Source organism: Psychrobacter glaciei, assembly GCF_014652895.1.
In the GTDB taxonomy this organism is placed as follows: Bacteria; Pseudomonadota; Gammaproteobacteria; order Pseudomonadales; family Moraxellaceae; genus Psychrobacter; species Psychrobacter glaciei.
In genome coordinates, this window is the sequence record NZ_BMZR01000004.1 from 203,344 (window position 1) to 227,525 (window position 24,182).

Annotated in this window: 19 protein-coding genes and 1 pseudogene; 8 read left to right on the forward strand and 12 right to left on the reverse strand. The window is 43.3% G+C overall.

Annotation, left to right across the window (positions count from 1 at the left end; all coding sequences use genetic code 11):
• Positions 1-231: 231 nt before the first annotated feature.
• The 6 genes and pseudogenes from IE130_RS10750 to IE130_RS10775 form a co-directional block, all read right to left on the reverse strand.
• Positions 232-717 carry a YbjQ family protein gene (locus IE130_RS10750; RefSeq protein WP_010201671.1) on the reverse strand — a complete coding sequence of 162 codons (486 nt, stop codon included), beginning with the start codon at positions 715-717 and terminating at the stop codon, positions 232-234.
• A gap of 163 nt (positions 718-880) precedes the next feature.
• Positions 881-1,225: pseudogene (locus tag IE130_RS10755) on the reverse strand (YbjQ family protein); the annotation flags it as partial.
• A 25-nt stretch (positions 1,226-1,250) separates the two neighbouring features.
• Positions 1,251-1,775: a hypothetical protein gene (locus IE130_RS10760; protein ID WP_189585696.1), complete on the reverse strand. Its 525-nt coding sequence runs from the start codon at positions 1,773-1,775 to the stop codon at positions 1,251-1,253.
• Positions 1,776-1,871: 96 nt separating this feature from the next.
• Positions 1,872-2,429, reverse strand: coding sequence for a YecA/YgfB family protein (locus tag IE130_RS10765; RefSeq protein WP_010201673.1), 558 nt, complete (start codon positions 2,427-2,429; stop codon positions 1,872-1,874).
• Between the two features lie 534 nt (positions 2,430-2,963).
• Entirely contained in the window at positions 2,964-3,197 is a 234-nt protein-coding gene (locus IE130_RS10770) for a PA3496 family putative envelope integrity protein (protein ID WP_010201674.1), read from the reverse strand.
• A 194-nt stretch (positions 3,198-3,391) separates the two neighbouring features.
• Positions 3,392-4,945 (reverse strand): hypothetical protein, encoded by a 1,554-nt coding sequence (locus IE130_RS10775; protein WP_189585699.1) that lies wholly within the window; start codon positions 4,943-4,945, stop codon positions 3,392-3,394.
• A 460-nt stretch (positions 4,946-5,405) separates the two neighbouring features.
• On the opposite strand from IE130_RS10775, the gene serB reads away from it, so the two are divergent.
• From serB to hemJ, 6 genes are all read left to right on the forward strand, one after another.
• Positions 5,406-6,596 (forward strand): phosphoserine phosphatase SerB, encoded by a 1,191-nt coding sequence (gene serB, locus IE130_RS10780; protein ID WP_189585702.1) that lies wholly within the window; start codon positions 5,406-5,408, stop codon positions 6,594-6,596.
• 225 nt (positions 6,597-6,821) lie between these two features.
• Complete coding sequence (locus IE130_RS10785) at positions 6,822-7,811, forward strand: DUF368 domain-containing protein (RefSeq protein ID WP_189585705.1); 990 nt, start codon at positions 6,822-6,824, stop codon at positions 7,809-7,811.
• A gap of 238 nt (positions 7,812-8,049) precedes the next feature.
• Positions 8,050-8,451, forward strand: coding sequence for an AciT family ciprofloxacin tolerance protein (gene aciT / locus IE130_RS10790; RefSeq protein ID WP_227676203.1), 402 nt, complete (start codon positions 8,050-8,052; stop codon positions 8,449-8,451).
• Between the two features lie 225 nt (positions 8,452-8,676).
• Positions 8,677-9,183 carry an SCP2 sterol-binding domain-containing protein gene (locus IE130_RS10795; protein WP_189585708.1) on the forward strand — a complete coding sequence of 169 codons (507 nt, stop codon included), beginning with the start codon at positions 8,677-8,679 and terminating at the stop codon, positions 9,181-9,183.
• Positions 9,184-9,518: 335 nt separating this feature from the next.
• Complete coding sequence (gene bioB / locus IE130_RS10800) at positions 9,519-10,589, forward strand: biotin synthase BioB (protein WP_189585824.1); 1,071 nt, start codon at positions 9,519-9,521, stop codon at positions 10,587-10,589.
• A gap of 76 nt (positions 10,590-10,665) precedes the next feature.
• The gene (hemJ, locus tag IE130_RS10805; RefSeq protein WP_010201681.1) at positions 10,666-11,100 is read left to right on the forward strand and encodes a protoporphyrinogen oxidase HemJ; all 435 of its coding nucleotides are present in this window, start codon (positions 10,666-10,668) and stop codon (positions 11,098-11,100) included.
• A gap of 163 nt (positions 11,101-11,263) precedes the next feature.
• Here hemJ and IE130_RS10810 read toward each other — a convergent pair whose 3' ends face one another.
• The 6 genes from IE130_RS10810 to IE130_RS10835 all read right to left on the reverse strand — a co-directional run bounded on the left by IE130_RS10810 (position 11,264) and on the right by IE130_RS10835 (position 20,447).
• Positions 11,264-12,100, reverse strand: coding sequence for a hypothetical protein (locus IE130_RS10810; RefSeq protein WP_189585711.1), 837 nt, complete (start codon positions 12,098-12,100; stop codon positions 11,264-11,266).
• A 302-nt stretch (positions 12,101-12,402) separates the two neighbouring features.
• Positions 12,403-12,894, reverse strand: coding sequence for a hypothetical protein (locus tag IE130_RS10815; protein WP_189585714.1), 492 nt, complete (start codon positions 12,892-12,894; stop codon positions 12,403-12,405).
• Between the two features lie 163 nt (positions 12,895-13,057).
• Entirely contained in the window at positions 13,058-13,774 is a 717-nt protein-coding gene (gene rph, locus IE130_RS10820; RefSeq protein ID WP_189585717.1) for a ribonuclease PH, read from the reverse strand.
• Between the two features lie 259 nt (positions 13,775-14,033).
• Entirely contained in the window at positions 14,034-15,818 is a 1,785-nt protein-coding gene (locus IE130_RS10825) for an AMP-binding protein (protein WP_189585720.1), read from the reverse strand.
• A gap of 738 nt (positions 15,819-16,556) precedes the next feature.
• Positions 16,557-18,284, reverse strand: a complete 1,728-nt coding sequence (locus tag IE130_RS10830; protein WP_189585723.1) for an AMP-binding protein — start codon at positions 18,282-18,284, stop codon at positions 16,557-16,559.
• A gap of 360 nt (positions 18,285-18,644) precedes the next feature.
• On the reverse strand, positions 18,645-20,447 hold the full coding sequence (locus tag IE130_RS10835) for a vWA domain-containing protein (RefSeq protein ID WP_189585726.1): 1,803 nt from the start codon (positions 20,445-20,447) through the stop codon (positions 18,645-18,647).
• Between the two features lie 350 nt (positions 20,448-20,797).
• Here IE130_RS10835 and parC point away from each other — a divergent pair, with 350 nt between their 5' ends.
• Positions 20,798-23,104, forward strand: a complete 2,307-nt coding sequence (gene parC / locus IE130_RS10840) for a DNA topoisomerase IV subunit A (protein ID WP_189585728.1) — start codon at positions 20,798-20,800, stop codon at positions 23,102-23,104.
• Between the two features lie 162 nt (positions 23,105-23,266).
• Entirely contained in the window at positions 23,267-24,166 is a 900-nt protein-coding gene (locus IE130_RS10845) for an LAPAL motif-containing putative phage structural protein (protein WP_189585731.1), read from the forward strand.
• Positions 24,167-24,182 lie beyond the last annotated feature (16 nt).

Below are 24,182 nucleotides of genomic sequence, written 5' to 3' on the forward strand. Positions count from 1 at the left end.
ATCGAACGATAAAATTAAGTATAGCGTTGTCGCGTGCTCATAACTTACATCATTCAGTTACTCCCCGGTCAATAATGGGCTTTTGTAATGGAATATAGGTTTGAGGTATTTACGCTGATAGATGTAAATATAAATTTTAGGATGGCATGCTTACGATGGCATTGAAGAAACAAGCATTGATAACTGTCCGAAGAGCTATAGAAACTTACAGATAATTAGGGATTGGCTCAGCTATTTGTGGTGGTCAGTTGCTGTGTCGATATCGACCACTGCTGTGCCATAGGCAATGGCTTCGACCATGCTGCCCAATTGATTGATACTAGTGACTTCAAGACGTAAACCATAGATATGATTGTAGCCTTTGGCTTGTGCCTGCGTGCGCATACGGACGATAGCCTCACGCCGTGCGCGATCTAGCAAAGTCTCATAAGTGGTTAAGTTTTTGCCAAATAAGCTCAGTACCCGAGCGATAATCATCTTAAAGTAATCTTGGGCAATCACCACGCTGCCGAGTACCAGCTCACCTTTACTATCGGCTGCCAGCTTGGGGTAATAAAAGCGCTCGCTTGAGACCACGATGTGACCCAAGGTTTGCTCTGCGATACTGAGCTGTGCTAAGTGTTGGCGCTCATGACGCGATCCAAAGAACCACCCCACCACGAATAATATAATAAGCGGCGCGTAGTTAATGAGGAATTGAGTCATAGAATTATTCATGGCACGTCTCTTATCATAAAAAAGCTTTAGTGTTTTAAAACTTAATTAACTAACCAAAAGGATTGAAACGTGGTAAATCATCCGCTGGAGTTGGCGGTTGCGTTTGCGGATTTTGAGTAGGTGCATTTTGAATAGGTGGAATGTGACCAGATGGATAATGGGGTGGTTGCGGTGATGCAGGCTGCTGTTGCACAGGTACTGCTTTGACCGCAGTACCATAGACAAACAGCTCTGACGCACCTTGCGCGATGCTAGAGGTCGAAAATCGCAGACCAACGACGGCATCAGCACCGAGTGCTTCGGCCTTTACAATCATGCGATCTATCGCCTCTTGGCGCGACTCTTCTAGTAGCTCAGTATAGGCAGTCAGCTCGCCGCCAACGATGTTTTTTAGACTGGCGAACAAATCCTTACCGACATGCTTTGAGCGTACCGTACTGCCGTACACCACATCGAGACGCTCGGTGATTTGATAATTGGGTAAGTGTTCAAGGTTGGAGAGCTGCATAATATTTAAGACCTAATTAGAAAAATTAATAAACCTGTTCGGCTATATGTCTACACAGTGCATCTAAATAAGAGTTTTCCGCCTCTTTTTCGGTGTTACCTACATCCATAGTAGCTACTGTTTTCAAATTCTCTAATAAACCTGCATTGATACTCAAATCTTTTTCTTCTTTCTGCTGTAAAACTTTGCGGTCCTGCAATATCTTATAGTTATAGGCAATTCTTGGTCTAGAAACTGATTTTTGCATACCAAAAGCTTCACCAGTATAAACTCTCTTATAATCTATATTTATATTTACACTAGCTTTTGCATTCGCTTGATACTTGCCCTCTTTATACAACTCAGTAACTAAACACTCACTAAGGTAGTGTTCAATATCACCTTGACTATAAAATACAGGGTTATCATATTTTTGATTTAAATTGACATTGACAGAGTCTAACTTCACCTTCGCTACACTAACATTGCCTTTAGTTGATAGAGTAGAAGTTGTTGCGCATCCTGATGCCAAACCTGCGATTAAAAGTAGTGGTAGTAATGATTTTTTCATATTTCTCTCTAATCTAACAAGCTAATATTATTATAGCAGCGCTTTAAGTAAAGCTAGAACCACTCTCAATTACGATAAAAGGTATTTTTTTAACTGTTAGTCGTTGGTATGAAACAACAAAAACAGCTCAGTCAAATTGCCTTCGATGCTATTGGCCATCTGTACCATTTTGTCTTCATCTTTACGCATCTCAGATAGCTCTGGATCTTCATCATCGATGCCGCTAAGCACAATCATTGGCAAGGTCAGTACTGCCACGTCTTCTGCGGTGTCTTGATCTTCAAACCAATCACTGGCTTCATCGCCATACATGGCATCGACAAAACCAATTGACCAAGCAACGATGTCTGACTCGTCTGAAAAATCGACAGCCACTTCTTCGTCGCCAGCACCTTCACCAAACGGTAGCTCGATAGGCGTCTCATTTTTTAGTTCAGCGATGATAGAGTCGCGCCAGCGCTTAATGCCATCGATGACATTTTCTGGAATCTCACTAGCATGACCTTCAAATAGCGCATCCATCCAATTAGGCAATGGACGACCGATGACTGTCGCTGTCAGAAAACCATGCGCGGCGACACTATCGAGCACAAACTGGCTCTCTTGATTGTCCAAATAATCTAGTAATTCATCAAAACTTAGTTGGTTACTCATGATGTAATAATCCTTGAAAGATGGATTGCGTCAGTCACCACAAACGACCGATTAAATGTCTGATGGTGAATAAGAAGGGGATAGCAGTTGCTTGGATGACACACCTAAAACCAAACAACCTTTATAAAATAAATTTATTGAATATAGCTAGGGCGTGTCATCATTTAGATTGTGAGGCCTAAAATGAGGAAAATTGCAGCCAAACAAGAAAGAAATTGACGTAAATATGAACCTATTGACAAGATTTCTGACGATGTTTGGCAAAATTTAATCATTTTAAGACCACTAAATGTATCAATGTGCTAATTGATGACACGCCCTAAGTGGCACAGCAATCATTAAAAACTAAAACCAAGCATTCAAAACCAAGCATTCAAAACCAAGCATTCAAAACCAAAATATGGTACAGCCAGCTTAGCACAATTCAGTCACGATCAACCCCTAAGGCATTGGCTTAGTTTGGTTTACTGGGCCTACTTTAATCGTATCATCTGCTTGGCTGACCTAATATGATCCTTAACTTAAGTCTAAAACCTAAAAATCATCATCCCAATCATCGCCATCTTCATCGAAGTTATCTAGATCGTCAAGATCGTCTTTTAATTCTTTAGCCAAACGCTTTTCTTCTAGCAAATTATCGATTAGTCGACGCTTCTCAAGACTACTTAGGCGCGTACGCACACTAGTCTCAGCCTCTTCTACCATCTTTGCATCATCATCGTCGACAAAATCATCATCAAAATCGTCGTCAATATCAGCGTCACTCATGACAAACTCCTATCATTTTTTGGCAAGGGTATTAAAAATACGTGAATATATATATGCCTTATAAAGTCTCTACTGGGCATTGTCAATCCTTTTTATCACTATGCCCTATTTAGCAACAAACACAAGAACAATCGTAAAGGCTATCTCGCAGGCAATTGTAGAGAAAGTGGCAGCATTAATAGCGATGAAGCATATTACTCATCCGTTTCTTCAATCATCAGAACTGCGTTACGGACATCTGCCAAACGCTGAATCATCGAGTCATTGCCACCATCAAATATCGCGCACTCACGCTCATAGACAGTTGTCGGACGCATGATGCTGTGTACTTGAACATGGTTGCTGATTTGTTTGAGTCCAGCATTAGGCAGCAATATCAACATCTGCTCTTTTTTGCCCACACTTTGTAACAGTTGGGTCATGGCATCGGCTTGGGCATCATCACTCACCCCAGCTTTGGCTGACAAGGCAAAACGCGACAGTTCAATATGCTTGTCGTGGATGATCTTATTGAGCATCAGGTAGAGCTTGCCAAGCATCACGCCTGCTAGCGCGACTTTGGCATGGCTATTATCCGCTTTGAGCACCGCACAGGCACCGCTTTCGTCAAAGCGTGGTTCATTCATCGCACTCACACCCATCAGCAGTGGTTGCTTGAGTAGTTCGGTTATTGCCTGATTGAGTAGCTGCGTACATAGCGCAAGGTAAGGCAAGCGCTGGGAAGGCGCTAGACGCTCAAGCATATTAAATTCGTCATGAAATACGATTTGAACACTGACCGTGTCAACTGCGCGTGTGGCAGATAGCTTAGCGGTAGATAACTGAGAGGCACTGCCATTGACTTTATGAGTGCCATTATCACTGCTACGCCCATCGTCTTGCGTTGCGTTGGCGGCCTGATCATCTGTACGATATTCAGCGACATTGTCAGCATTAAGACCAGTGTCTTCAGTCGTCGCATCTTGATTCTGCTGCGCCCTTAGATAGGCATTAACTTCATTATGGACGTCAATTTTGCGAGTATTTGTGGTTTTATTACTGGCTTCACCAGCCCCTTGATTGTCATCAAGATTACGACCTTCATTTTTATTGCTACTGTTTCTAGTATTGTCATTCTCGTTATCGGCTGAGCGCTTGTCATTTGAACCATTCGCACCATCAGCATTCTCGCGAGCATTCTCACGATAGTCACTGCGTTGATCAACCTGCCGATATTGCTCGCGATATAAATCTTCGACATCACGGCTGAGCGCATTGATTTGCTCTTTAGTAGGACGAGCCAGATAACCATAAATCAGCCAAAGCAATAAATGCAGCAGCATAGTACCGATGACAAACGGCCATTGCATAGCGATAATCTCGCCCTTGCTAATATCTTTTAGTGTCAACGACACACTGCCAATGACAGAATCGCCATTGGTAGCGATCTGACGAATGGTATCACCTTGCTGCATTGGTGCATTGCCAACAGGCACCAAAATGTCGTCGTTGTTGTCTTTAATCAGTATCCGTGTGACGTCTTGCTCGCTGGTATAGCGATTGGCAATGACGCTGAGACTGACACGGTCTTTATTTTCTAAAGACAACCTTGACTCATCAATCAGCTGGGCGACCATCTGCTCGCCTTTTAACGCACGACTTTTGCTCAGCTGTTGATCGGTACTGATGACCAATAACAGCGTCTGCAAACAAAAACTAACCAGAAGAATAATGGCAAACAACCCTTGCCGCGGCGCTAAATACGTCATGATATGGTAAACTTTTTTGGAGAAGAGAAATTAAAAAACGAGGCTATTGCTCATTTTTTGGCTAATTTTTAGAAAATTGTGATGCGTGCATATTGATAGAGCGTTACTGAAACCAATCACCATTATTTAAACCACGATGACGTCAAATAGCTCTCGCCCATCGGACTAAACTTAACTCATGATAGTATCGCAATCTGCATCATTAACACCGCTGCTGTCTTTGCCACAACATCGTTACCAAGTGGTCAGTTTATCTCATCTACTATATCACCATAATAAGCCTTATAGCGTTAGTCGCTTTATAAATTTATCATGATAACTTTATCGCATTTGAGCAGTTTTTGCGCCCTGACAGGCAATTTCAGACACCTGCGATACTTTGCGCGTCATCTATAGGCGCTGCTCAGTAAAACTGTTATTATTCCCAATCTTATATGAGCATACAAGGGACAATTGAGCCATGCCAAAAAATACCTCTTATTCGTTACCAAAAGACAGCAAAGCATGGCAACAAGCCGTCGACTCTATTGCGGCATTATTACCTGATGATACCAATTTGCAAGATTTTGATGCGCTACAGTCGCTGCCTGTTTTTGCACTCATCGTAGTGCTGCCGACTCAAGTGTCAGCAATGGATATTCATCGATATATTCAGTCGTGGGTCGATGAGCAACCAAGCTGGCATTTAGTGACCGTCGCCGAAGACACCGATGCAAGCTTTGTCAATATCACGGTTTCTGATACAGAGCCGATGGCAGCAGATGCACAACGTCTTCCCTTTACACAGGCGCAAGTATTCCGCTATCTACTGATGCCAGTAACCGACACTCTCATGCACCCTGGCAAGAAGACGGCGGCGGCTCATATCATCGATGATCAATTGACCACGCGCTTGCGTCATGAGTTGACCGAGCAATATAAAAACACGCATAGCGCGGATATTGCGGACGACTTAAACGTCGTTGACTGCCATATTTTATCTGTCGGTCATATGCTGCGTACCCACAAGCTTGCCTGCTTTGATATGGACTCAACCTTGATTGAACAAGAAGTCATCGTAGAACTGGCAAAAACAGCGGGAATTGGTGAAGAAGTCGAAGCCATCACTGAGGCGGCCATGCGCGGTGAGATTGATTTTGATGAGTCGTTCGCGCAGCGTGTGGCGTTATTAAAAGGCATCTCAACGGATGTGCTCGATGATATATGCAGCCGCTTAACGCTATCTGTAGGCGCTCGCACTACCATCAGCGCACTAAAAGCCTTGGGCTATCATACGGTATTGGTGTCTGGCGGCTTTACTTATTTTGCCCGTTATATCGCTGAGCAATTGGGCATTGACGAAGTTCATGCCAATGCTTTAGACATCGACGAAGGTGAGGTCACTGGTCACATACAATTACCCATCGTTAATGGTGCCAAAAAAGCCGCTATCGTCGAACATACTGCTGAGCGTTTGGGTATCGAGATGTCACAAGTGGTCTGTATCGGTGACGGTGCCAATGATTTACCGATGATGGCGATTGCTGACTTGGGGGTCGCGTATCATGCTAAGCCTATTGTGCAAGCACGTGCCGATGCAGCGATTAATGTGACTGGTCTAGAAGGCGTGCTCTACGCGCTTGGCTATCCCGCACTTGCTCCTACTGAGTAATGTCTAAATGCCGGACACACTATAAAAAGCTAGGTTAATGTCTTTGTCATTAATCTGGCTTTTATATTTATAGTTTTTATATTTTGTTGCCACTGACTATGGCGCTATTTTAATAACACCATTTGAACCTTACTGCCTGAGCATGACTTTAGTCTAACTCATGACTTTAATCTAAGTATTGGCACTCACCTTCAACGCTCATCTTAAATCACTCAAGGACTGTCCATGACGGCACCCCAATCACCCAAACCAAGCGAGTCGTCAGTGCCGCAACCATTAGATACCAGTGTGACTACTACTGACAGTCCAAAACAGCTATTAGGCGTCTATTTCAAAGGTATGGCCATGGGCGCCGCTGATATCGTACCTGGTGTCTCTGGTGGCACCATTGCACTAATTGCAGGTATTTACGAGCGCCTGATTAATGCACTTAGTAGCATTGGCCCCCATCTGTGGCAGATATTCCGCCAAGAAGGTGGCATCAAAGGTTTAGTTGCGGTTTGGCGACAAGTGGATGCCACTTTTTTGTTATGTCTGCTACTCGGTATTGCCACCAGTTTTTTGACCTTGGCTGGTATGATTAAGCATCTACTGGACAATGAGCCATTACTGATTTGGTCATTCTTTTTTGGGCTGGTCGTCGCAACCGTATTTATTTTATTAAGCGAAATTAAGCGCTGGAATATAGGGCGAGCAGTACTGTTTATCATTGGAATAGTAACAGCTGTTACTATCAGTAGCTTGCCTTTACTGACCACCACTCCAAGCTTACCTTATCTATTTTTTGCCGGAGCCATTGCTATTTGTGCGATGATTTTACCGGGTATTTCAGGATCGTTTATCTTACTGTTGATGGGGGCATACGATACGGTATTGGAGGCTGTCCATACTCATAATTTCACCGTCATTTTTACTGTTATGGCGGGTATGGCAACGGGATTGTTATTATTTACTCGTGCGCTTAAATGGTTATTGTCTCGCTATTATCAAGCTACATTAGCCTTGCTCACAGGCTTTATCGCCGGATCTTTGGTTAAAGTCTGGCCGTGGAAAGTCGACGCCTTAGGTTCTCTAAATAGCGAGGCGATCACCAATGTCATGCCATGGCAATATCCTACTGGCGCGCACTGGTTAAGCACAGTCGGACTTATGCTACTCGGTGCTATTTTAGTCTCACTATTGTCTTGGTGGGGCAACCGTACCAATCGAGCTTAGCCCTGCCTCAAGCCTGTATCAATCTCATCTAGAATTAACAAAACCTTCCCTTCATTACCAATAAAAAGTGCCCATTCTTGCGGCGCTTTTTCTAGCAACTCCCTACGCTAAATGGTCAAAATCATTCAAAAAACCAAACGTCAACGGTTGTCGCAAAGTCGCCTACACCCTCTTCAGCTTTGTTCAATAACCTTTCATAATAGCCTCATTGGAATTCACCTTATGAATAGCGAGATGAATGATGTTACTGACTATTTTTTCTTTTATCGGTGTTGATGCGTGGAGCAGCGCGGCATGGCTTGGTTATGGGGTGCTAGCAGGTGTGGTCGTGGCACTTGCTCTCTCATCGCATCGTTGGCTCTTGCTATATCTGTTTGGCGGTATGGTCTACTGGTTGAGTGTCGAAGTTATCCAAAATATTTTGTCAGGTCGCCCTACACTATCAGAGCTTTCAGAATGGCACAGCTACGTCATCGCTATGGGAATAAGCTGGCTACCTTTGGCGGTCTGGGTGCTGTATCGGGCATTACGCTACGATGATGTGAGTCAGTCGGTCAGTCAGCAGCGCGAGTTGGAAGCGGCTCGCTATGTCGAGCACACACCTGTCTACGACGACGATTATCAGCCGCGTTTTCATTAGACGGCTAAACAGAAAACCATTAATCAGAAGGTAGATAATCAAAAACACAGATGCCAAGCAATCGGTCAACCTTAAACGACCAATGTTACAAGATACTTAACACGCTCTACTTAACTCCTAAAGAATTGATACCACTCAATAGTTTATAATCTAATTATATATTTATCATAAAAACTGGTATAAAGTACGCTTTATTGTTATGCCCCACCCTTTAGGAGTTCTACTATGTTTACTATTCCTGTATTAGATATCAAATCTGACCCATTAGATGCATTATTGGCCGTGGTCGGTTATCGCCTGTCTATGCTAGCTGATAGCGACAATGAAGACGTCAAAGCACTATTTGCTGATCGCAAAGTCACGATTGAATTTGCCAGTACTGAATCTGATATTGCCCGTTCTTTTAGCTTTGATAATGGACAGTTTAGCCAACACAGCGGTCATGCAAAAGAAGCGGACCTAACCATCAATTTCAAAGACTCTATGACTGGCGTTAAGCTTTTGACCCAAGGCAGTCTGCCTGCTTTTATGACAGCAGTACAAGAAGGTAACCTGAGCATCGAGGGTGATTACAGTCTAATGATGTGGTTCAACAAGCTTGCCAAACACATCGTGCCAGCCATTCCAGAAGAGTGTAAGCCTTATCTTGATAAAGCCAAACCTTATGCCTATAAAGCACAGAAATTTGCTGAGCATTGGGTTGGTGTTGCTAAGCATAAATTGGGTAAATAGTCAGACATAAAAAGTTAGATAACTGAATAGCCAACGATGACTATTGATGTGCCTCTAAGATGTTTCTAATGTGCTTAATTGTAGCCATTCTAAATACTATCTAGTCGCGTTCTGACTTTCTAAAAAGGTTGCGGTATACTATATCGCAGCCTTTTTTATTGTTTTAGAACCATTAAATACTTTAAAACAATAAAAGACGCAAATATCCATATTTTTAATACCGTTATAAAAGGACTTATATTATGGCAGGACTGCTTAGTATCTCAGAACCTAACGCCGACAGCCAAACTGACACACTTAACAATCAAGCCAATACAACCAATGAGTTGTTGGCGATGCTAGCCACAGACGCGATTAAAACAGACCAAAATGTGACCAGCAAACACAGCCGTGAACAAATTTCTCAGCTCTTTGATTTGCCTTTGATGGATTTATTATTACAAGCACAAACTATCCACCGTCAACATTTTAAAGCGAATGAAGTGCAAATCAGCACCTTGCTGTCTATTAAAACAGGTAACTGCCCAGAAGACTGTGGCTATTGCTCGCAATCAGGTCATCATCGCGATACCACCAACCTGCAAGCAGAGAAACGCATAGAAGTCGATAAGGTCATTGCCGCAGCCAAACGTGCCAAAGCCAGTGGCTCGTCACGCTTCTGTATGGGTGCAGCGTGGAAACATCCTAGCGCCAAAGACATGCCCTATGTGGTTGAACTGGTCAAAGAAGTAAAAGCGTTAGGTCTTGAGACCTGTATGACGCTTGGTATGCTTGATACCAATCAAGCAACGCAATTGGCGGATGCAGGATTGGATTATTACAATCATAATTTGGATACCTCGCGCCGCTACTATGAGCAAGTTGTCAGCACGCGCAGCTATGACGAGCGCTTAGATACTATCAATAACGTGCGCAACTCAGGTATCAATGTCTGTAGCGGCAATATCGTTGGTATGGGTGAAAGCCGTGACGATCGCATCGACTGGGTACACGAGCTGCTAAAAATGCCCAAAGCGCCAGAGTCGATTCCAGTCAATCTATTAGTGCCCATTAAAGGCACCCCGATTGGCGATAAGGTATTAGCAGAAGGTCAGCTGCCTGTACTTGAGTGGATTCGTACGATTGCCGTGGCGCGTATTTGCTGCCCAACCAGCTATGTGCGCCTGTCGGCTGGTCGCGAAAGCCTATCTGACTCTGAGCAAGCACTGGCCTTTATGGCAGGTGCCAATTCATTCTTTTATGGTGACAAACTTCTGACCACTGGTAACGCCAGTCAATCAGGCGATGACAGACTCATGCGTGAGCTTGGTCTAACAAAGCAGTTTGCCGCACCAAGAGCGCCTAGAGTATTGCCTGTGATGGATGCGATGAACGGTCATCAAACACAAGTCGTGATGGCTGATTAAGGCCTGATGAACACATTCCACTTTACCGTATAACCAACTAGCAGTAGACAATCAAAGCTGAGTAAGAGAAACCTAGATGGCAGACTATTTTAACTGGATTAAAGCAGCACACATTATTTCTATGGTGTGCTGGTTTGCGGCGATTTTCTATTTGCCACGCCTGTTCGTTTATCACGCGATGAGCGATGATAGCATTAGCCAAGAGCGCTTTACCATTATGGAGCGCAAGCTCTATCGCGGTATTATGACACCATCGATGATAGCGACATGGGTATTTGGTCTATGGATGTTAGGTCTAGGCTGGGATGTGTATAAAACTCAAGGTTGGTTACACGTTAAGCTCTTGCTGGTCGTACTACTATCTGGCTATCATGGGGCATGCGGATTTTATCGTAAAAAACTGATGGATAATCCTCACTATAAATCACACAAGTTTTGGCGCTGGTTTAATGAAGTGCCAGTATTTGCTTTGGTCATTATCGTAATTTTAGTGGTGGTAAAACCATTCTAAAATCTAGTCAAATTGCTAATCACTAATTTCTAGAACTAACGGCCTAAAAATAAAAAGCGTCCGCTACTTTAATAAGTAACGGACGCTTTTTTATTATCCTAATATACCAAAGGCATTTGACATAGCCAATCGTATTTTATGACTTACTGTCAAACAGTAGAGCTTAAACACTAGGGCGCATGATTTGATAGACATTGCTTAAATCATACACACGGTAGCGCGCAGGCTCACGGCGGTTTTCGCCTGCATAGCTCAGTATCAAGGCTTGCTTTGCACGTTCATCGACCCAACCGACGAACAGTCCACTATGCTCAACACCATTGTAGCCATGATTAATATAGTAGAGCCAATCCCCGACTTCAATCTCGCCACTATTGGCGTACGGACCTTGACCATAAGTCCCTCTATGCACCGTATCACGCGTCACCCCTGCCCGTTTAAATACCGCATCCAGATAATCCCAACAGCCGCCTTGAATAATCGATCGCTCGTTCAGTGCCATTTTGCGCGCTGTACTCACCACCTCACGCGCTGCCATATTGCTTTGGGTCTCAGCATTACTGAGCAACGGTAAATACTCACTATCGACGTTGTCATAATTACCGGATAAAAATGCTGGTAGCGCGCTAGGTGCTTGACGTTGTACGTCAGGATAACGATAAGAAGTATTGACAGCTGGCGGATTCGCGTAAGGGTTGTTGTTAGAATAACTAGTGGTTGAATAAGAGGGAGTACTAGTTGGTCGAACATTGACAGGGCTTGATCGATAGCTGCCAGCACGTTGAATCGTAGAGCGTGTACTCACTTTGGCAGCAGGTACCGCAGCATGCGTTGGTGTATAACGGGCACTGTACTCAGGCTGGACGGACTTTTGCGCAATAAGCGCGCTCATACTATCTGCATGGGCTTGACCTACCACACCGACAGTGAGTAGCAATAGACTGCACGACATACTACATGACGTTGTGACCGACGACATAGACACTGGCAAACGCGACATGACTAGCTCCTTGTCAATAGCATCGCAATGATAGCATTAACAATAATAGGGGTTGGATTTCCAATCCTATTTATAAACTATTTAAGCGTGCATCTGCAAGCATTATTCCTTTTTCATTGACGATAAAAGGTATAAAAAGACAGACTAGTGGTAGTAGAGAAAAAGGGTTTAGACAAGCGATAAAAATGTAAGTACGAATAATACGGGAGTGGGATAGAAATTTTTAGAAAAGTATAAGCTCACAATTATAAGGCTAGGGCGTGTCCTCATTTTTAAAATGAGGACACGCCCTAGTAAAGACGCTAATCGCTGCTCATCTTAATATTGACATGGCGCTTTGTCAGCGCTTGACCTTGCAAGATAGCTTTAGCAGCGGTTGCCTCTTGGACAGTCTCAAAGCCGCTAATATGATACTTATGTGCATTGTCACTATCGCAAATTTGTAGCTGTTCGCCGATAAGCTTGACGTCATCACTATCGGTCAAATGGATGTGCTCACGCTTACCATTATTGTCATGCACCAGCTCGCCAGCTCGCACCCATAAGATGCCGCTATTAATAACGCCACTCATGGCCTTTTTGCGTTGTTGGCGTTGCTTATTAAAAATAAAACTACCGATAATAAGCAAAGCAAGCGCACCAATAGCCAAGCGCTCAGAGAGTAGACTCATGGCCATGGCCACTGCAACTGCACCAATAAGCAATGCTGACCCAAACCAAAACAGACCATTATCAGCCGTTTGCGGTTGAGCCTGCAGAGTAATTTTGGCACCATCATCAGTCAGCTTGAGCATGCGTTACTACCTGTTGCAGAACCACTGTTTTTTGAGAGACAATTATCTTTTAAAAGACAATCATGTGTTTTGGGAAACAACTATCTGTCAAAAGACACTTAACTATCAAAGATTAACGATAGCATCAAAAAAATATTTAATCATCTTAGACATTAACAGTAGATTACCAGCCTAACGCTATTTTTTGCATCGCAATAAGCTCTGCAATGCCTTTTTCTGCCAGTACCAACATATCGTCTGCTTGCGCACGGGTGAATGGCTTTTCTTCTGCCGTACCTTGTAGTTCAATGAACTCACCTTTCTGAGTCATCACCACATTCAAGTCCGTATCACAGCTGGCGTCTTCTTCGTAGTTCAAATCTAGATACGCTTTGCCATCTTTCATACCAACAGAAACCGCAGCGACCAAACCAATCAATGGGTCCGCTTTCAATTTTTTGGCTTTTTGGATGCTTTCTAACGCATCAATGAGCGCGATAGCTGCGCCAGTCACACTAGCGGTACGAGTACCACCATCTGCTTGCAACACATCACAATCAAGATAAATGGTGTTTTCGCCCAGCTTGCTCAAGTCAATCATGGCACGCAAGCTACGACCGATGAGACGTTGAATTTCTTGTGTGCGACCTGACTGTTTACCACGTGCCGCTTCGCGTTGATTACGGGTATTGGTCGCTCGTGGCAACATACCGTATTCTGCCGTGATCCAGCCCTTACCCTTACCTTTGAGCCAACGCGGTACGCCTGATTCAACACTGGCTGTGCAGAGTACTTTGGTATCGCCAAAGCTGACTAATACAGACCCTTCAGCATGCTTAGTATAGTGGCGCTCAAAGCTGATCGAGCGAAGTTGGTCAAGCTCACGATTGTCAATACGCATAAAAATTCCTAGTACGATGTTTTAAAAGCAATGTCATAAGATAAGGGGTCTGTCATTATTTGGGTAGTAGCCAGTATTTATTTAGCGAAACACTTGAGTTCCGAAACACTTGGATTCCAACATACTGACACTCCGAAATAAAGGATAACTGGATGCCTTAGCAGACCTAAATATTACGACATCCTAACGTGGCGACGGCGCAATAGCAAGATTCACTCAAGCTATTACGCCGCTGTTGCCATTAAATATGGCGCTTGCTTTATTCTAAACCTTCCATCTTACGCAATTCTTTACGGAGGATTTTACCCACGTTTGATTTTGGTAATTCGTCAACGAACTGCACGTGACGCGGACGTTTGTAACCAGTCAACTGCTTTTTGCCAAAATCAAGCAGCTCCTGCTCAGTCACATTGCCTTTTTTGACCACAAAGATTTTTGGTTCTTCGCCACGGTCATCGTTCGGAATACCAATGGCACCACACTCTACCACACCTGGATGCTCGCTCATGGCTTCTTCGATTTCGTTTGGATAGACATTAAAGCCAGAGACCAAAATCATATCTTTTTTGCGATCAACAATTTTTATAAAGCCTTTTTCGTCCATGATACCGATGTCACCCGTTTTTAGATAACCGTTGACAGTAAAGCTCTCGGCGGTTTCTTCTGGACGATTTTGATAACCAATCATCACCTGAGGACCTTTGACACAGATTTCACCACGATCGCCTAAGGCGACTTCATTTTCATCATCATCAATCAGTATCACATCGGTGCTAGAAGCAGGAATACCAATTTTACCCGTAAATTCAGCGATGGTCATTGGGTTAAAAGCAACCACAGGGGATGTCTCAGACAAACCATAACCTTCGACGATAGGTAAACCAGTGATTTTATGCCACTCTTTTGCCACACTTGGCAATACCGACATACCACCGCCAATCGAGGCTTTCAAGTTAGAGAAATCTAGGTCGGCAAAGCTGTCTTTATGTACCAAACCATTAAACAAGGTATTTACCGCAGGGATAAAAGCAGGTTTGTATTTACCCATCTCCTTGATCAAGCCGTCAAGATCACGTGGATTTGGAATAAGTAAACCAGCACAACCTTGGTACATGCTATACATCCCACAAACCATAAATGAGAACACATGGTATAGCGGTAGCGCCGTCAAAAGAACATCAGTAGCTTCGATATCATCTTCAAAAGCACTGTCCATGAGCGCACTAATCTGTAGCATATTGGCTATTAAGTTGCCATGAGACAACATCGCGCCTTTAGCAACACCGGTCGTGCCGCCAGTATATTGTAACAACGCCACATCGCTTAGATTCATGTCAGGGCGCTTATACTCGCTAGCTGAGACCGCATTTAGCGCATGCTTAAAGCTGGTGCTCTCTGGCAAACTATAAGACGGAATCATTTTTTTGACATGGCGAGCGACGAGGTTGACCACGGTTCCTTTCACCGTGCCGAGCATATCACCGAGCTTACAGACAATGACGTGCTTGACCTGACCTTTGTCTTCTGCCTCTTCGTAAGTCTTGGCAAAGTTTTCGACGATAAACAATGCTTTGGCACCGCTGTCATGCAACTGGTGCGACAATTCGCGGCTGGTATACAACGGGTTGACATTGACCAACACCATACCTGCCCGAATGATGCCTAACATCACAATAGGATATTGCAAAATATTGGGCATCATCGCCCCCACTTTGTCGCCTTTGACCAGTCCTAACGACTGTAAGTAACTGGCTATCTGGCGACTGTATAGGTCTAATTGCTTAAAGCTAATAGAGGCGCCCATACAGATATAGGCAGGTTTTTGTCCATACCGGCTAAAGTTGCGTTCGAACACTTCAAGTAAAGAGGTACTGTCATCTGGCATATCGATAGTCGCATCGATATTGTAGCGCTCGTAAGCATTCAGCCAAGGACGGTCACTAGCTATCGTCGGCATCGTAGGAAAGGTGTTGGTCTCAATTGTTGACTGAGCATCTTTAGCCCCGCTGTCGTTTGTTGTCTCTTTATTGATATTGTCCGTCATAACTTCCCCTAAATATTACCGTTAAAAAGATAGAATAATCTGATGAAAATATCCTGAACGTCAGGATTGTTTATGCATTCTAATAAATGAACAATCCTGACACTCATCACTAAGCCTACTACAAACTAGGCTAAAAAGTTAAACCGCTAATACGTTTTTACGACGATAATCATGCCAGCTCTATAGCGCCAAACTCATACAATTCTATCGCTAAATAAGAAAATATATCGGCAGGCACTATAGCAGTTCTGCTAAGGCGTGTCTTCATTTTAAAAATGGTGATAAAAATGAGATAAATTGCCGTCAAACAAGGAAAGTAGCGCAAATGATATCGGGATATTAACCAGCTATTTGACGATTTTTGGTAAGGTTTAGCTATAGTCAAAATACCCCAAAAACACGACGATAGTGCTGATATTAATTTTTTGTAGCCTCTGTCTGCACAGGCACAGCAAGCAAAACAAATTGATATCAGCAGTGCGTGATGTATCGATGTTACTTTTCATTGACTATATATTTAGCCCATTTAAATGACTATCAAGTGAATTGAAGACACGCCCTAAACATTCTCTATGAATACTGGCAAAACACACTGGTAGAAACAAACAAAAATGATAAGGCAGTATAAAACCGGCCTTATCATTTTTGGTCATCACGAAATTTTATACCACAATAGTCGTTATCAGCTCCAATAAAAGGCGGCTGATAACAAACTGTCTAGCATTGACTATTAATTATCTAACCGTGGTTTTTTTCTTCAAGCACTCGTAAATCTTTACGTAGGATTTTACCAACGTTAGATTTTGGCAACTCATCAATAAACTCAACATGGCGAGGACGTTTGTAACCAGTTAGGTTTTCTTTACCATAAGCGATGACTTCTTCGGCTGTCAGGCTGTTGTCACTACGTACCACGTAAATCTTCGGTACTTCACCGCTCTTCTCATCATCAATACCGATAACACCACATTCCAAAATCTTTGGATGCGTTGACATGGCGTCTTCAACTTCGTTTGGATAGACGTTAAAGCCAGACACCAAGATCATGTCTTTTTTGCGATCGACAATCTTAAAGTAACCTTCTTCATCCATCACACCGATATCACCAGTACGGAAATAACCGTCTGAAGTCATGACTTCCGCCGTCGCATCTTCACGCTTCCAATAACCTTTCATGACCTGCGGGCCGCGAACACAAATCTCGCCACGCTCACCAAGGGCCACTTCATTGCCTTCTTCATCCAAGATGGCCATATCAGTCATAGGCATCGGTAAACCGATGTTACCGGAGAACTCCCCTGTACCATGCGGATTTGCTGAGGCAACAGGAGAAGTCTCTGACAAACCATAGCCTTGTACAATTACATTACCAGTAATCTTCTGCCATTTTTCGGCCGTGTCTTTCAATACTGCCATACCGCCGCCCATAGACATCTCAAGCTTGCTATGATCTAACGCTTGGAAAACTTCGCTGTTGGCGAGGGCATTAAACAGGGTATTAACCGCAGGGAAAAATGCTGGTGGATAGTCTTTGTAAGCTTTGATCAAGCTGGCGCCATCGCGTGGGTTTGGCACGAGCAAACCGATACAACCACGGTATAGGCCAAACATACCACATACGGTAAATGAGAAAATATGATATAGCGGCAGAGCGGTCATAATGACTGGCTGCTCATTACTACCATCAAACTTATCAAAAGCATCACCTAGATACGTATCGCTTTGAATCAGGTTGGCCACCAAGTTGCCATGGGTCAGCATCGCACCCTTTGCCACGCCCGTAGTACCACCCGTGTACTGAAGTACCGCGACGTCGTCGAGACCGATATTGTTAGGGCGTTTATAGCTTTTGGCTGGGAAGCGATGTAGTGCTTTTTTGAACTTAACGCTGCCTCTAATATGATAATCAGGCACCATTTTTTTGACATGACGCACAACGGTATTAACGATCAGACCCTTTAATGGGCTCATCAAATCACCCATGGACGCTACGACCACATGATCAACCAAGTCCTTGCCAATATCTTCATAGGTTTTGGCAAAGTTCTCTAAAAGAATCAAAGCTTTGGTATCAGAATCTTCTAACTGATGCTCAAGCTCCTTGGTGGTATAAAGCGGATTAACGTTGACCAAGGTCATGCCAGCGCGAAGTACACCCAATACAGAAACGGGTAACTGCAAAATGTTTGGCATCATGACCGCGACTTTATCGCCTTTTTTTAGCCCAAGTGACTGTAGATAGGCAGCAATTTGTTTGCTATAGCAGTCTAAATCTTCGTAAGAGAGCTTAACATCCATACATACGAACGCAGTTTTGCCTGCGTGATTGATGAAGTTCTGCTCAAGTACGTCAATTAAAGAGGTGTTGGCAGCTGGCATGTCAATATTGTACTGAATACCAAGTTTTTCGTAAGTTTTGACCCATACCTTGTCATTACGACGAATGAGGTTACCTTGATTTTCCATAATCTTATCTCTCCTAGTAATAATAATGCATTATCGTCCACCCATACCAATCACAGAGTGATAAACATACGATACATCGGAGCGCAAGCGAACCCTCTTCAGGGTGGCAAGGCTGACGACGTCGACGTATGGTGATGAGTAAACAATGTAGCAGCAAATAGCCCTTTGTTCTTTAACATACACACTTTGTACAAACTACTCAATACAAAAGATTGCTACCTGAGTTCGTAAAGCACCTTGACGTAGTATATTACTATTTATATCAATAGCCTATCTATAAAATAATAGCCATATCTACCAGTTTTCACTACTAAACAATTATCCGTTTATATCAGTTGCTATCGTCTGATATGCGTTTCATTAGCGCTTGCCGTCAAGCGCACTACCAAGCTCGGTCAACGTCACAAAGTTACGGCGCGTGCCATCTTTATCACTGCTTGGTTTATCTGCGATACTGCTTTTTGCAAGCTTTGTGCTATCACTGTATTGCCAATTATTAATATACTCACTTTGGGTTAAACGTTGACCAAAGCCCGCTACTGCCACGGCAAATTGGGTGTCAATATTGGCTTTATTCAAAGCATGACTGGTGTTGTCAATCGGTTGACTAATCAGTTTAGAGCTACCGCCTGTAGGCGCCTTATAACGAATTTTTAGATAAGCAAGCTCATTATTTTTTTGACCTTTTTTGGTATTGGCATTTATCTCTTTAGCACTGCTTTCTCCATAACGTCGGTCGCTATAAAGACCTTTTTGCCCTTTGGGTGTCACTTCAAATAAAGCAATGACTGCTTTACCTGCACCTAGCTCGCCTGCATCAACTTTGTCATTATTAAAGTCTTCTTCAGCCAATACTCGGTTTTCATAACCGATCAAACGCCACTCACTTACCACATCAGGATTGAACTCAACTTGGACTTTTACATCCTTGGCAACGGTGTTGAATGTCGCGGCTAACTCATCACCAAAGACTTTCTTAGCCTCAGTTAAGCTGTCGATATAGCTATAATTACCATTGCCGTTGTCCGCCATCTGCTCCATCATATGGTCATTGAGATTGCCACGCCCAAAGCCAACCGTAGACAAAGAGATACCACGATCGCGATTGGCTTTGACCAAATCCAACATCTCATCGACATCACTGATACCGACATTAAAATCGCCATCCGTTAACATCATAATTCGATTGATGCCGTTCTTTTTTAGTGCCTGCTCAGCTTGTCTGTAGGCCAGTTTGAGTGCATCTTCTCCATTGGTTGAGCCTGCCGCGCTTAAGCTTTCAATCGCAGCCAGTATTTTCGCTTTTTGGTCACCACTGGTCGCAGGCAACGCCACACTGGTACTGCCTGAATACGTGACGATACTGATGCTATCTTGAGCGCGCATTTGTTCCGTCAATAGTTTAAGCGACGATTGCGCCAATGGCAGCTTATCGCGCGACGACATCGAGCCTGAGACATCTACTAAGAATACGAGATTGGCAGGTGGCATGGACTGCTTATCAGTTTTCTGTGACCAGCTACTATCAACGGCTTTGATACCAACCTTGACAATTTTATTGCCTTGATCTGCTCTATCCCACGGCGAATCAACCACTTCCGTTGATACAACAAATGGTGCGTTGCCAAGGCGTTTGCCATCATCAAATTGATAGTTAAAATAATTAATCATCTCCTCTACTCGTACAGCATCGACGGGTGGCAACTGTCCTTCATTTAAGTAGCGGCGCACATTGGCGTAGCTGCCCGTATCCGTATCGATAGATAAGGTCGATACCGCCATGTCCGTAGTCCGATGTACAGGATTCGCCTCGTTTTTTTGATAGTTGTCTTTCGTCTCTGGTGTGACTATGATGCTCGGTGACGGACGTATGACACTTGTCTGGGGGGCAGAACGTATCATCATCTGTTGTCCGCTGGCCAAGTTTATGGCAATGGGTGACGCCATGACAGATTCTGACATCACCGCTGTATCTTGTTCCACGGTGCTGCTTGTCTCGGCTGGCACAGATTTACTCATTTGTGAGGGACTACAGGCTGTCAATCCTAGACTGGCTACAACACTAATTAACAGTGCATTTTTAGTAAAATTTTTGCCTATGTGTTTGGTTCTGTTTTCAATAACGGCAGGTGTAAGCATTTTTGACAAATGGTCAGATGACATAGCAGATATTCCTTATTATAGATAGGTCAATGGCAGCGTGTTCGTATCGACACATTACGCCAATGATAAATGAGTGAGATAAGATAAACACGCTCGAATATTAGGGCACTTATTAATAATATAGAAAACAAATATTAGATTTACTATACTCAACTTAATCCATAAAAGCTATGTATCAGAACATGATAAGAAGGCTCTATAAAAGCAAAATATAAGCGCGTCACGACCTGTCGTCTATTCTGACTTATGCCTTTTTAATTCTGCCAATTTCCTTTACGATAGCACTATCCTATTTGCACGCTTGCACCAATTATCTATACCTATTAAAACTGATAAGTGAATCCTATTTTATGTCTGATGTTATTGATAATACAATTGCCCCAATCATACCCAATGAACCGATGGATACTCGCTCAGTCGCAGAGTTCACCGAGCAAGCCTATCTCAACTATGCCATGTACGTCATCATGGATCGGGCGCTGCCAAACATCGCTGATGGCCTAAAGCCAGTACAGCGCCGCATCGTCTACGCCATGAGCGAGCTAGGCCTAAAATCGACTGCTAAAGCCAAAAAGTCTGCACGTACCGTCGGTGACGTCTTGGGTAAATATCACCCGCATGGCGACAGTGCCTGTTATGAAGCCATGGTACTGATGGCGCAGCCATTTAGTTATCGTTATACGCTGATTACCGGTCAAGGTAACTGGGGTAGCCCTGATGATCCAAAATCATTTGCGGCGATGCGTTATACCGAAGCCAAAATGTCCGCTTATGCTAATACGTTGCTTGCAGAGTTAGGGCAAGGCACGGTCGATTGGCAGGATAACTTCGATGGCACGATGCAAGAGCCAACTACCCTACCTGCCCGCCTGCCTAATATCCTATTAAACGGTACGACAGGCATCGCGGTCGGTATGGCAACAGATATTCCACCACATAACCTCAATGAAGTAGTTCGTGCAGCGATTCGCCTATTAAAAAACCCAGAACTGTCAGTTAAGCAACTTACCCAATCGATACCAGCACCTGATCTGCCAACGCCAGCTGAAATCATTACCAGTAAAAAAGACTTACAAGCGATGTACGAGACTGGTCGTGGCAGCTATAAAATGCGTGCGACGTTCCATGTTGATCCTAAAGAGAAAAACCTCGTCATCATCGATGCGCTACCCTACCAAGTTTCAGGCAACAAAATCCAAGAGCAAATTGCTAAGCTCATGACCGACAAAAAGCTGCCGTGGATTACTGATATTCATGATGAGTCAGATCACGAAAATGCCTGCCGTATCGTGCTTGAGCTAAAATCAACACGGGTCGATGTCGATCGCGTCATGAGCCATTTGTTTGCCAGTACGGATCTAGAAAGCAATTATCGCGTCAACATGAATATGATTGGCTTAAATGGTAAACCGCAGGTCAAAAACCTAAAAGAAATCCTAGAAGAATGGCTAGTCTGTCGCCGCTCAGTGGTCACACGCCGCTTGCAATATCGTCTTGATAAAATCGATAAACGCTTACATATTTTGGCAGGTTTGCTGATTGCTTATCTTAATATTGATGAAGTGATTCGCATCATTCGGGAAGAAGACGATCCAAAAGCAACATTGATGCAGGACTACGATCTAACTGATATTCAAGCAAATGCTATCTTGGATATTCGTCTGCGTCAGCTGGCGAAGTTAGAAGAGATTGAGCTACGTCGTGAGCAAGATGAGCTGGCTGCCGAACGCGCGATTATTCAAGAATATTTGGACAATCCAGATAGCCTGACCAATCTGATGATTGATGAGCTCACTGCTGATATGAAAGAACACGGCAACGAACGTGTGTCACCATTAGCAGAACGCGAAGAAGCGCAAGCACTAAAAGAGTCTGATCTCGTACCGAGCGAGCCTGTCACCGCCATCCTATCAAAAGCAGGCTGGATTCGTGCTGCTAAGGGTCATGACGTCGATGCCGCTGGCATGAGTTACCGTTCAGGTGACAGCTATCAAGCGCACGTCCGCGGTAAATCTAATGAAAGGATTTACGTGCTCGACAGCACTGGACGCAGCTACAGTATCGATGCACATAGTCTTGCCTCGGCTCGTGGTCAAGGCGATCCACTGACCAGTGTGTTAAAACCACCAGCAGGTGCCAGCTTTGAGCAGCTACTAACGGGTGCTGACGATCAACGCATCATCCTTGCCAGCTCCGCAGGTTATGGTTTTATCAATACCATCGGTAATCTCGATAGCAATCAAAAGGCAGGGAAAAATGTCATTAACCTAGCCACTGATAGCCGATTGCTCCCTGTTGCACGTATTGATGCACCAGTAGAGACGGCCGTTAATGCCGAAGGTGAAAATAGTAATATACGCGTGACTCCTGATCATGTTGCCGTTGCAACCAATGCAGGATATTTACTGATATTTGGCCTCGATGATTTACCTGAACAGGCGCGCGGCAAAGGCAATAAACTTATCAAGTTAAAAGATGGCGAAGAGGTGCTTACTATCACGCCACTGAATCAGCAAGACAGCCTTATTATTACTGCTGGCAAACGCCATGTGACACTCAAGCCGAATGACTTGGCTAACTATACGGGTGTTCGCGGCAATCGCGGTGGTCAATTGCCGAGAGGCTTTCAGAATGTAACGAGTGTTGAGGTTGGGTGATAATAGAATAGCTTTGAAATTTATAAGTTTAAATTTTTCCTAATCCTTCATTAATTTTAGAGTTGTTAATGAATAGTTGTATATAATTATGTATATATAGCATTTAATCATTTATTGGGAATTTTGTGAACCGGAGTAGTAATAGTGTCGAGTGATGATGATATGCCTAGTGTAAACTTCACAGTCAAATACGATGGCGAAGCCATTCGCGAACATGAAATGGACGTAGCCTTATTAGCTCCGGCTCTATTAGGTATGCAAAAAATAATAGAAGAATTAGTTAAAGCTAGTACAGAAGGTGAATACAAAGCAAGTTTAAAGATAAAAGGAAATGTTAAGCAAGGTTCGATAGAGATTGAGTTAGTAACACAAGCCATCGCCAATTTTCCTACTCAAATTATTGATTTTTTCTCAGGTAAATATACTACAGCTGCAGCCAATTTAATAACAATTATAGGTGCAGGAGGACTATTTGCTCTATATAACTTAGTTAGGAAATATGGTCATAAACGTCCAGAAAAAATTGAGTATCTTGATGGTGATAAAGTAAAGCTTTACTTCGATAATGAAACTACCATAGTCAATCAAAATGTTTTTATCGTATATAATAAATTTGAAGTTAGAGAGAACTTATTTAAGACTGTTAAACCACTCGAAAAAGAGGGCATCGATACTTTTGAGATTCTTAAAAATGGAGAGTTATTGATCCAAGTTAAAAAAGATGAGGTTTCAAGATTCTTTCCTCCAAGGCTTACTGAAAGCCTATTACTTGATGAAAATATAACTTATCTCCAAATTAAATCAATAAGCTTTAATCTGAACAATAAGTGGACTTTCACAAACGGTGATGAAGATATAAAAGCTAATATTATTGACTCAATTTTTATTGATAAAGTCGCTAAACGAGATATTTCTTTTTCAGATGGTGATATTTTGAAAGTCAGGCTAGAGAAAGAACAATATATGGAAAACGATAAGCTTAAGACCTCTTATAAAATAATAGAAGTCTTAGAGCATATTAAGGGTTCGCAGCAAATCCCTATAGACTTTCCAAATGTATAAATTGACTTACTTCTAT

What these genes read in the sequence shown, in the direction of transcription:
- IE130_RS10750 (WP_010201671.1), bottom strand. Translation starts at nt 717, where the DNA reads ATGAATAATTCTATGACTCAATTCCTCATTAACTACGCGCCGCTTATT.
- IE130_RS10760 (WP_189585696.1), bottom strand. Translation starts at nt 1,775, where the DNA reads ATGAAAAAATCATTACTACCACTACTTTTAATCGCAGGTTTGGCATCA.
- IE130_RS10765 (WP_010201673.1), bottom strand. Translation starts at nt 2,429, where the DNA reads ATGAGTAACCAACTAAGTTTTGATGAATTACTAGATTATTTGGACAAT.
- IE130_RS10770 (WP_010201674.1), bottom strand. Translation starts at nt 3,197, where the DNA reads ATGAGTGACGCTGATATTGACGACGATTTTGATGATGATTTTGTCGAC.
- IE130_RS10775 (WP_189585699.1), bottom strand. Translation starts at nt 4,945, where the DNA reads ATGACGTATTTAGCGCCGCGGCAAGGGTTGTTTGCCATTATTCTTCTG.
- serB (WP_189585702.1), top strand. Translation starts at nt 5,406, where the DNA reads ATGCCAAAAAATACCTCTTATTCGTTACCAAAAGACAGCAAAGCATGG.
- IE130_RS10785 (WP_189585705.1), top strand. Translation starts at nt 6,822, where the DNA reads ATGACGGCACCCCAATCACCCAAACCAAGCGAGTCGTCAGTGCCGCAA.
- aciT (WP_227676203.1), top strand. Translation starts at nt 8,050, where the DNA reads ATGATGTTACTGACTATTTTTTCTTTTATCGGTGTTGATGCGTGGAGC.
- IE130_RS10795 (WP_189585708.1), top strand. Translation starts at nt 8,677, where the DNA reads ATGTTTACTATTCCTGTATTAGATATCAAATCTGACCCATTAGATGCA.
- bioB (WP_189585824.1), top strand. Translation starts at nt 9,519, where the DNA reads ATGCTAGCCACAGACGCGATTAAAACAGACCAAAATGTGACCAGCAAA.
- hemJ (WP_010201681.1), top strand. Translation starts at nt 10,666, where the DNA reads ATGGCAGACTATTTTAACTGGATTAAAGCAGCACACATTATTTCTATG.
- IE130_RS10810 (WP_189585711.1), bottom strand. Translation starts at nt 12,100, where the DNA reads ATGTCGCGTTTGCCAGTGTCTATGTCGTCGGTCACAACGTCATGTAGT.
- IE130_RS10815 (WP_189585714.1), bottom strand. Translation starts at nt 12,894, where the DNA reads ATGCTCAAGCTGACTGATGATGGTGCCAAAATTACTCTGCAGGCTCAA.
- rph (WP_189585717.1), bottom strand. Translation starts at nt 13,774, where the DNA reads ATGCGTATTGACAATCGTGAGCTTGACCAACTTCGCTCGATCAGCTTT.
- IE130_RS10825 (WP_189585720.1), bottom strand. Translation starts at nt 15,818, where the DNA reads ATGACGGACAATATCAATAAAGAGACAACAAACGACAGCGGGGCTAAA.
- IE130_RS10830 (WP_189585723.1), bottom strand. Translation starts at nt 18,284, where the DNA reads ATGGAAAATCAAGGTAACCTCATTCGTCGTAATGACAAGGTATGGGTC.
- IE130_RS10835 (WP_189585726.1), bottom strand. Translation starts at nt 20,447, where the DNA reads ATGTCATCTGACCATTTGTCAAAAATGCTTACACCTGCCGTTATTGAA.
- parC (WP_189585728.1), top strand. Translation starts at nt 20,798, where the DNA reads ATGTCTGATGTTATTGATAATACAATTGCCCCAATCATACCCAATGAA.
- IE130_RS10845 (WP_189585731.1), top strand. Translation starts at nt 23,267, where the DNA reads ATGCCTAGTGTAAACTTCACAGTCAAATACGATGGCGAAGCCATTCGC.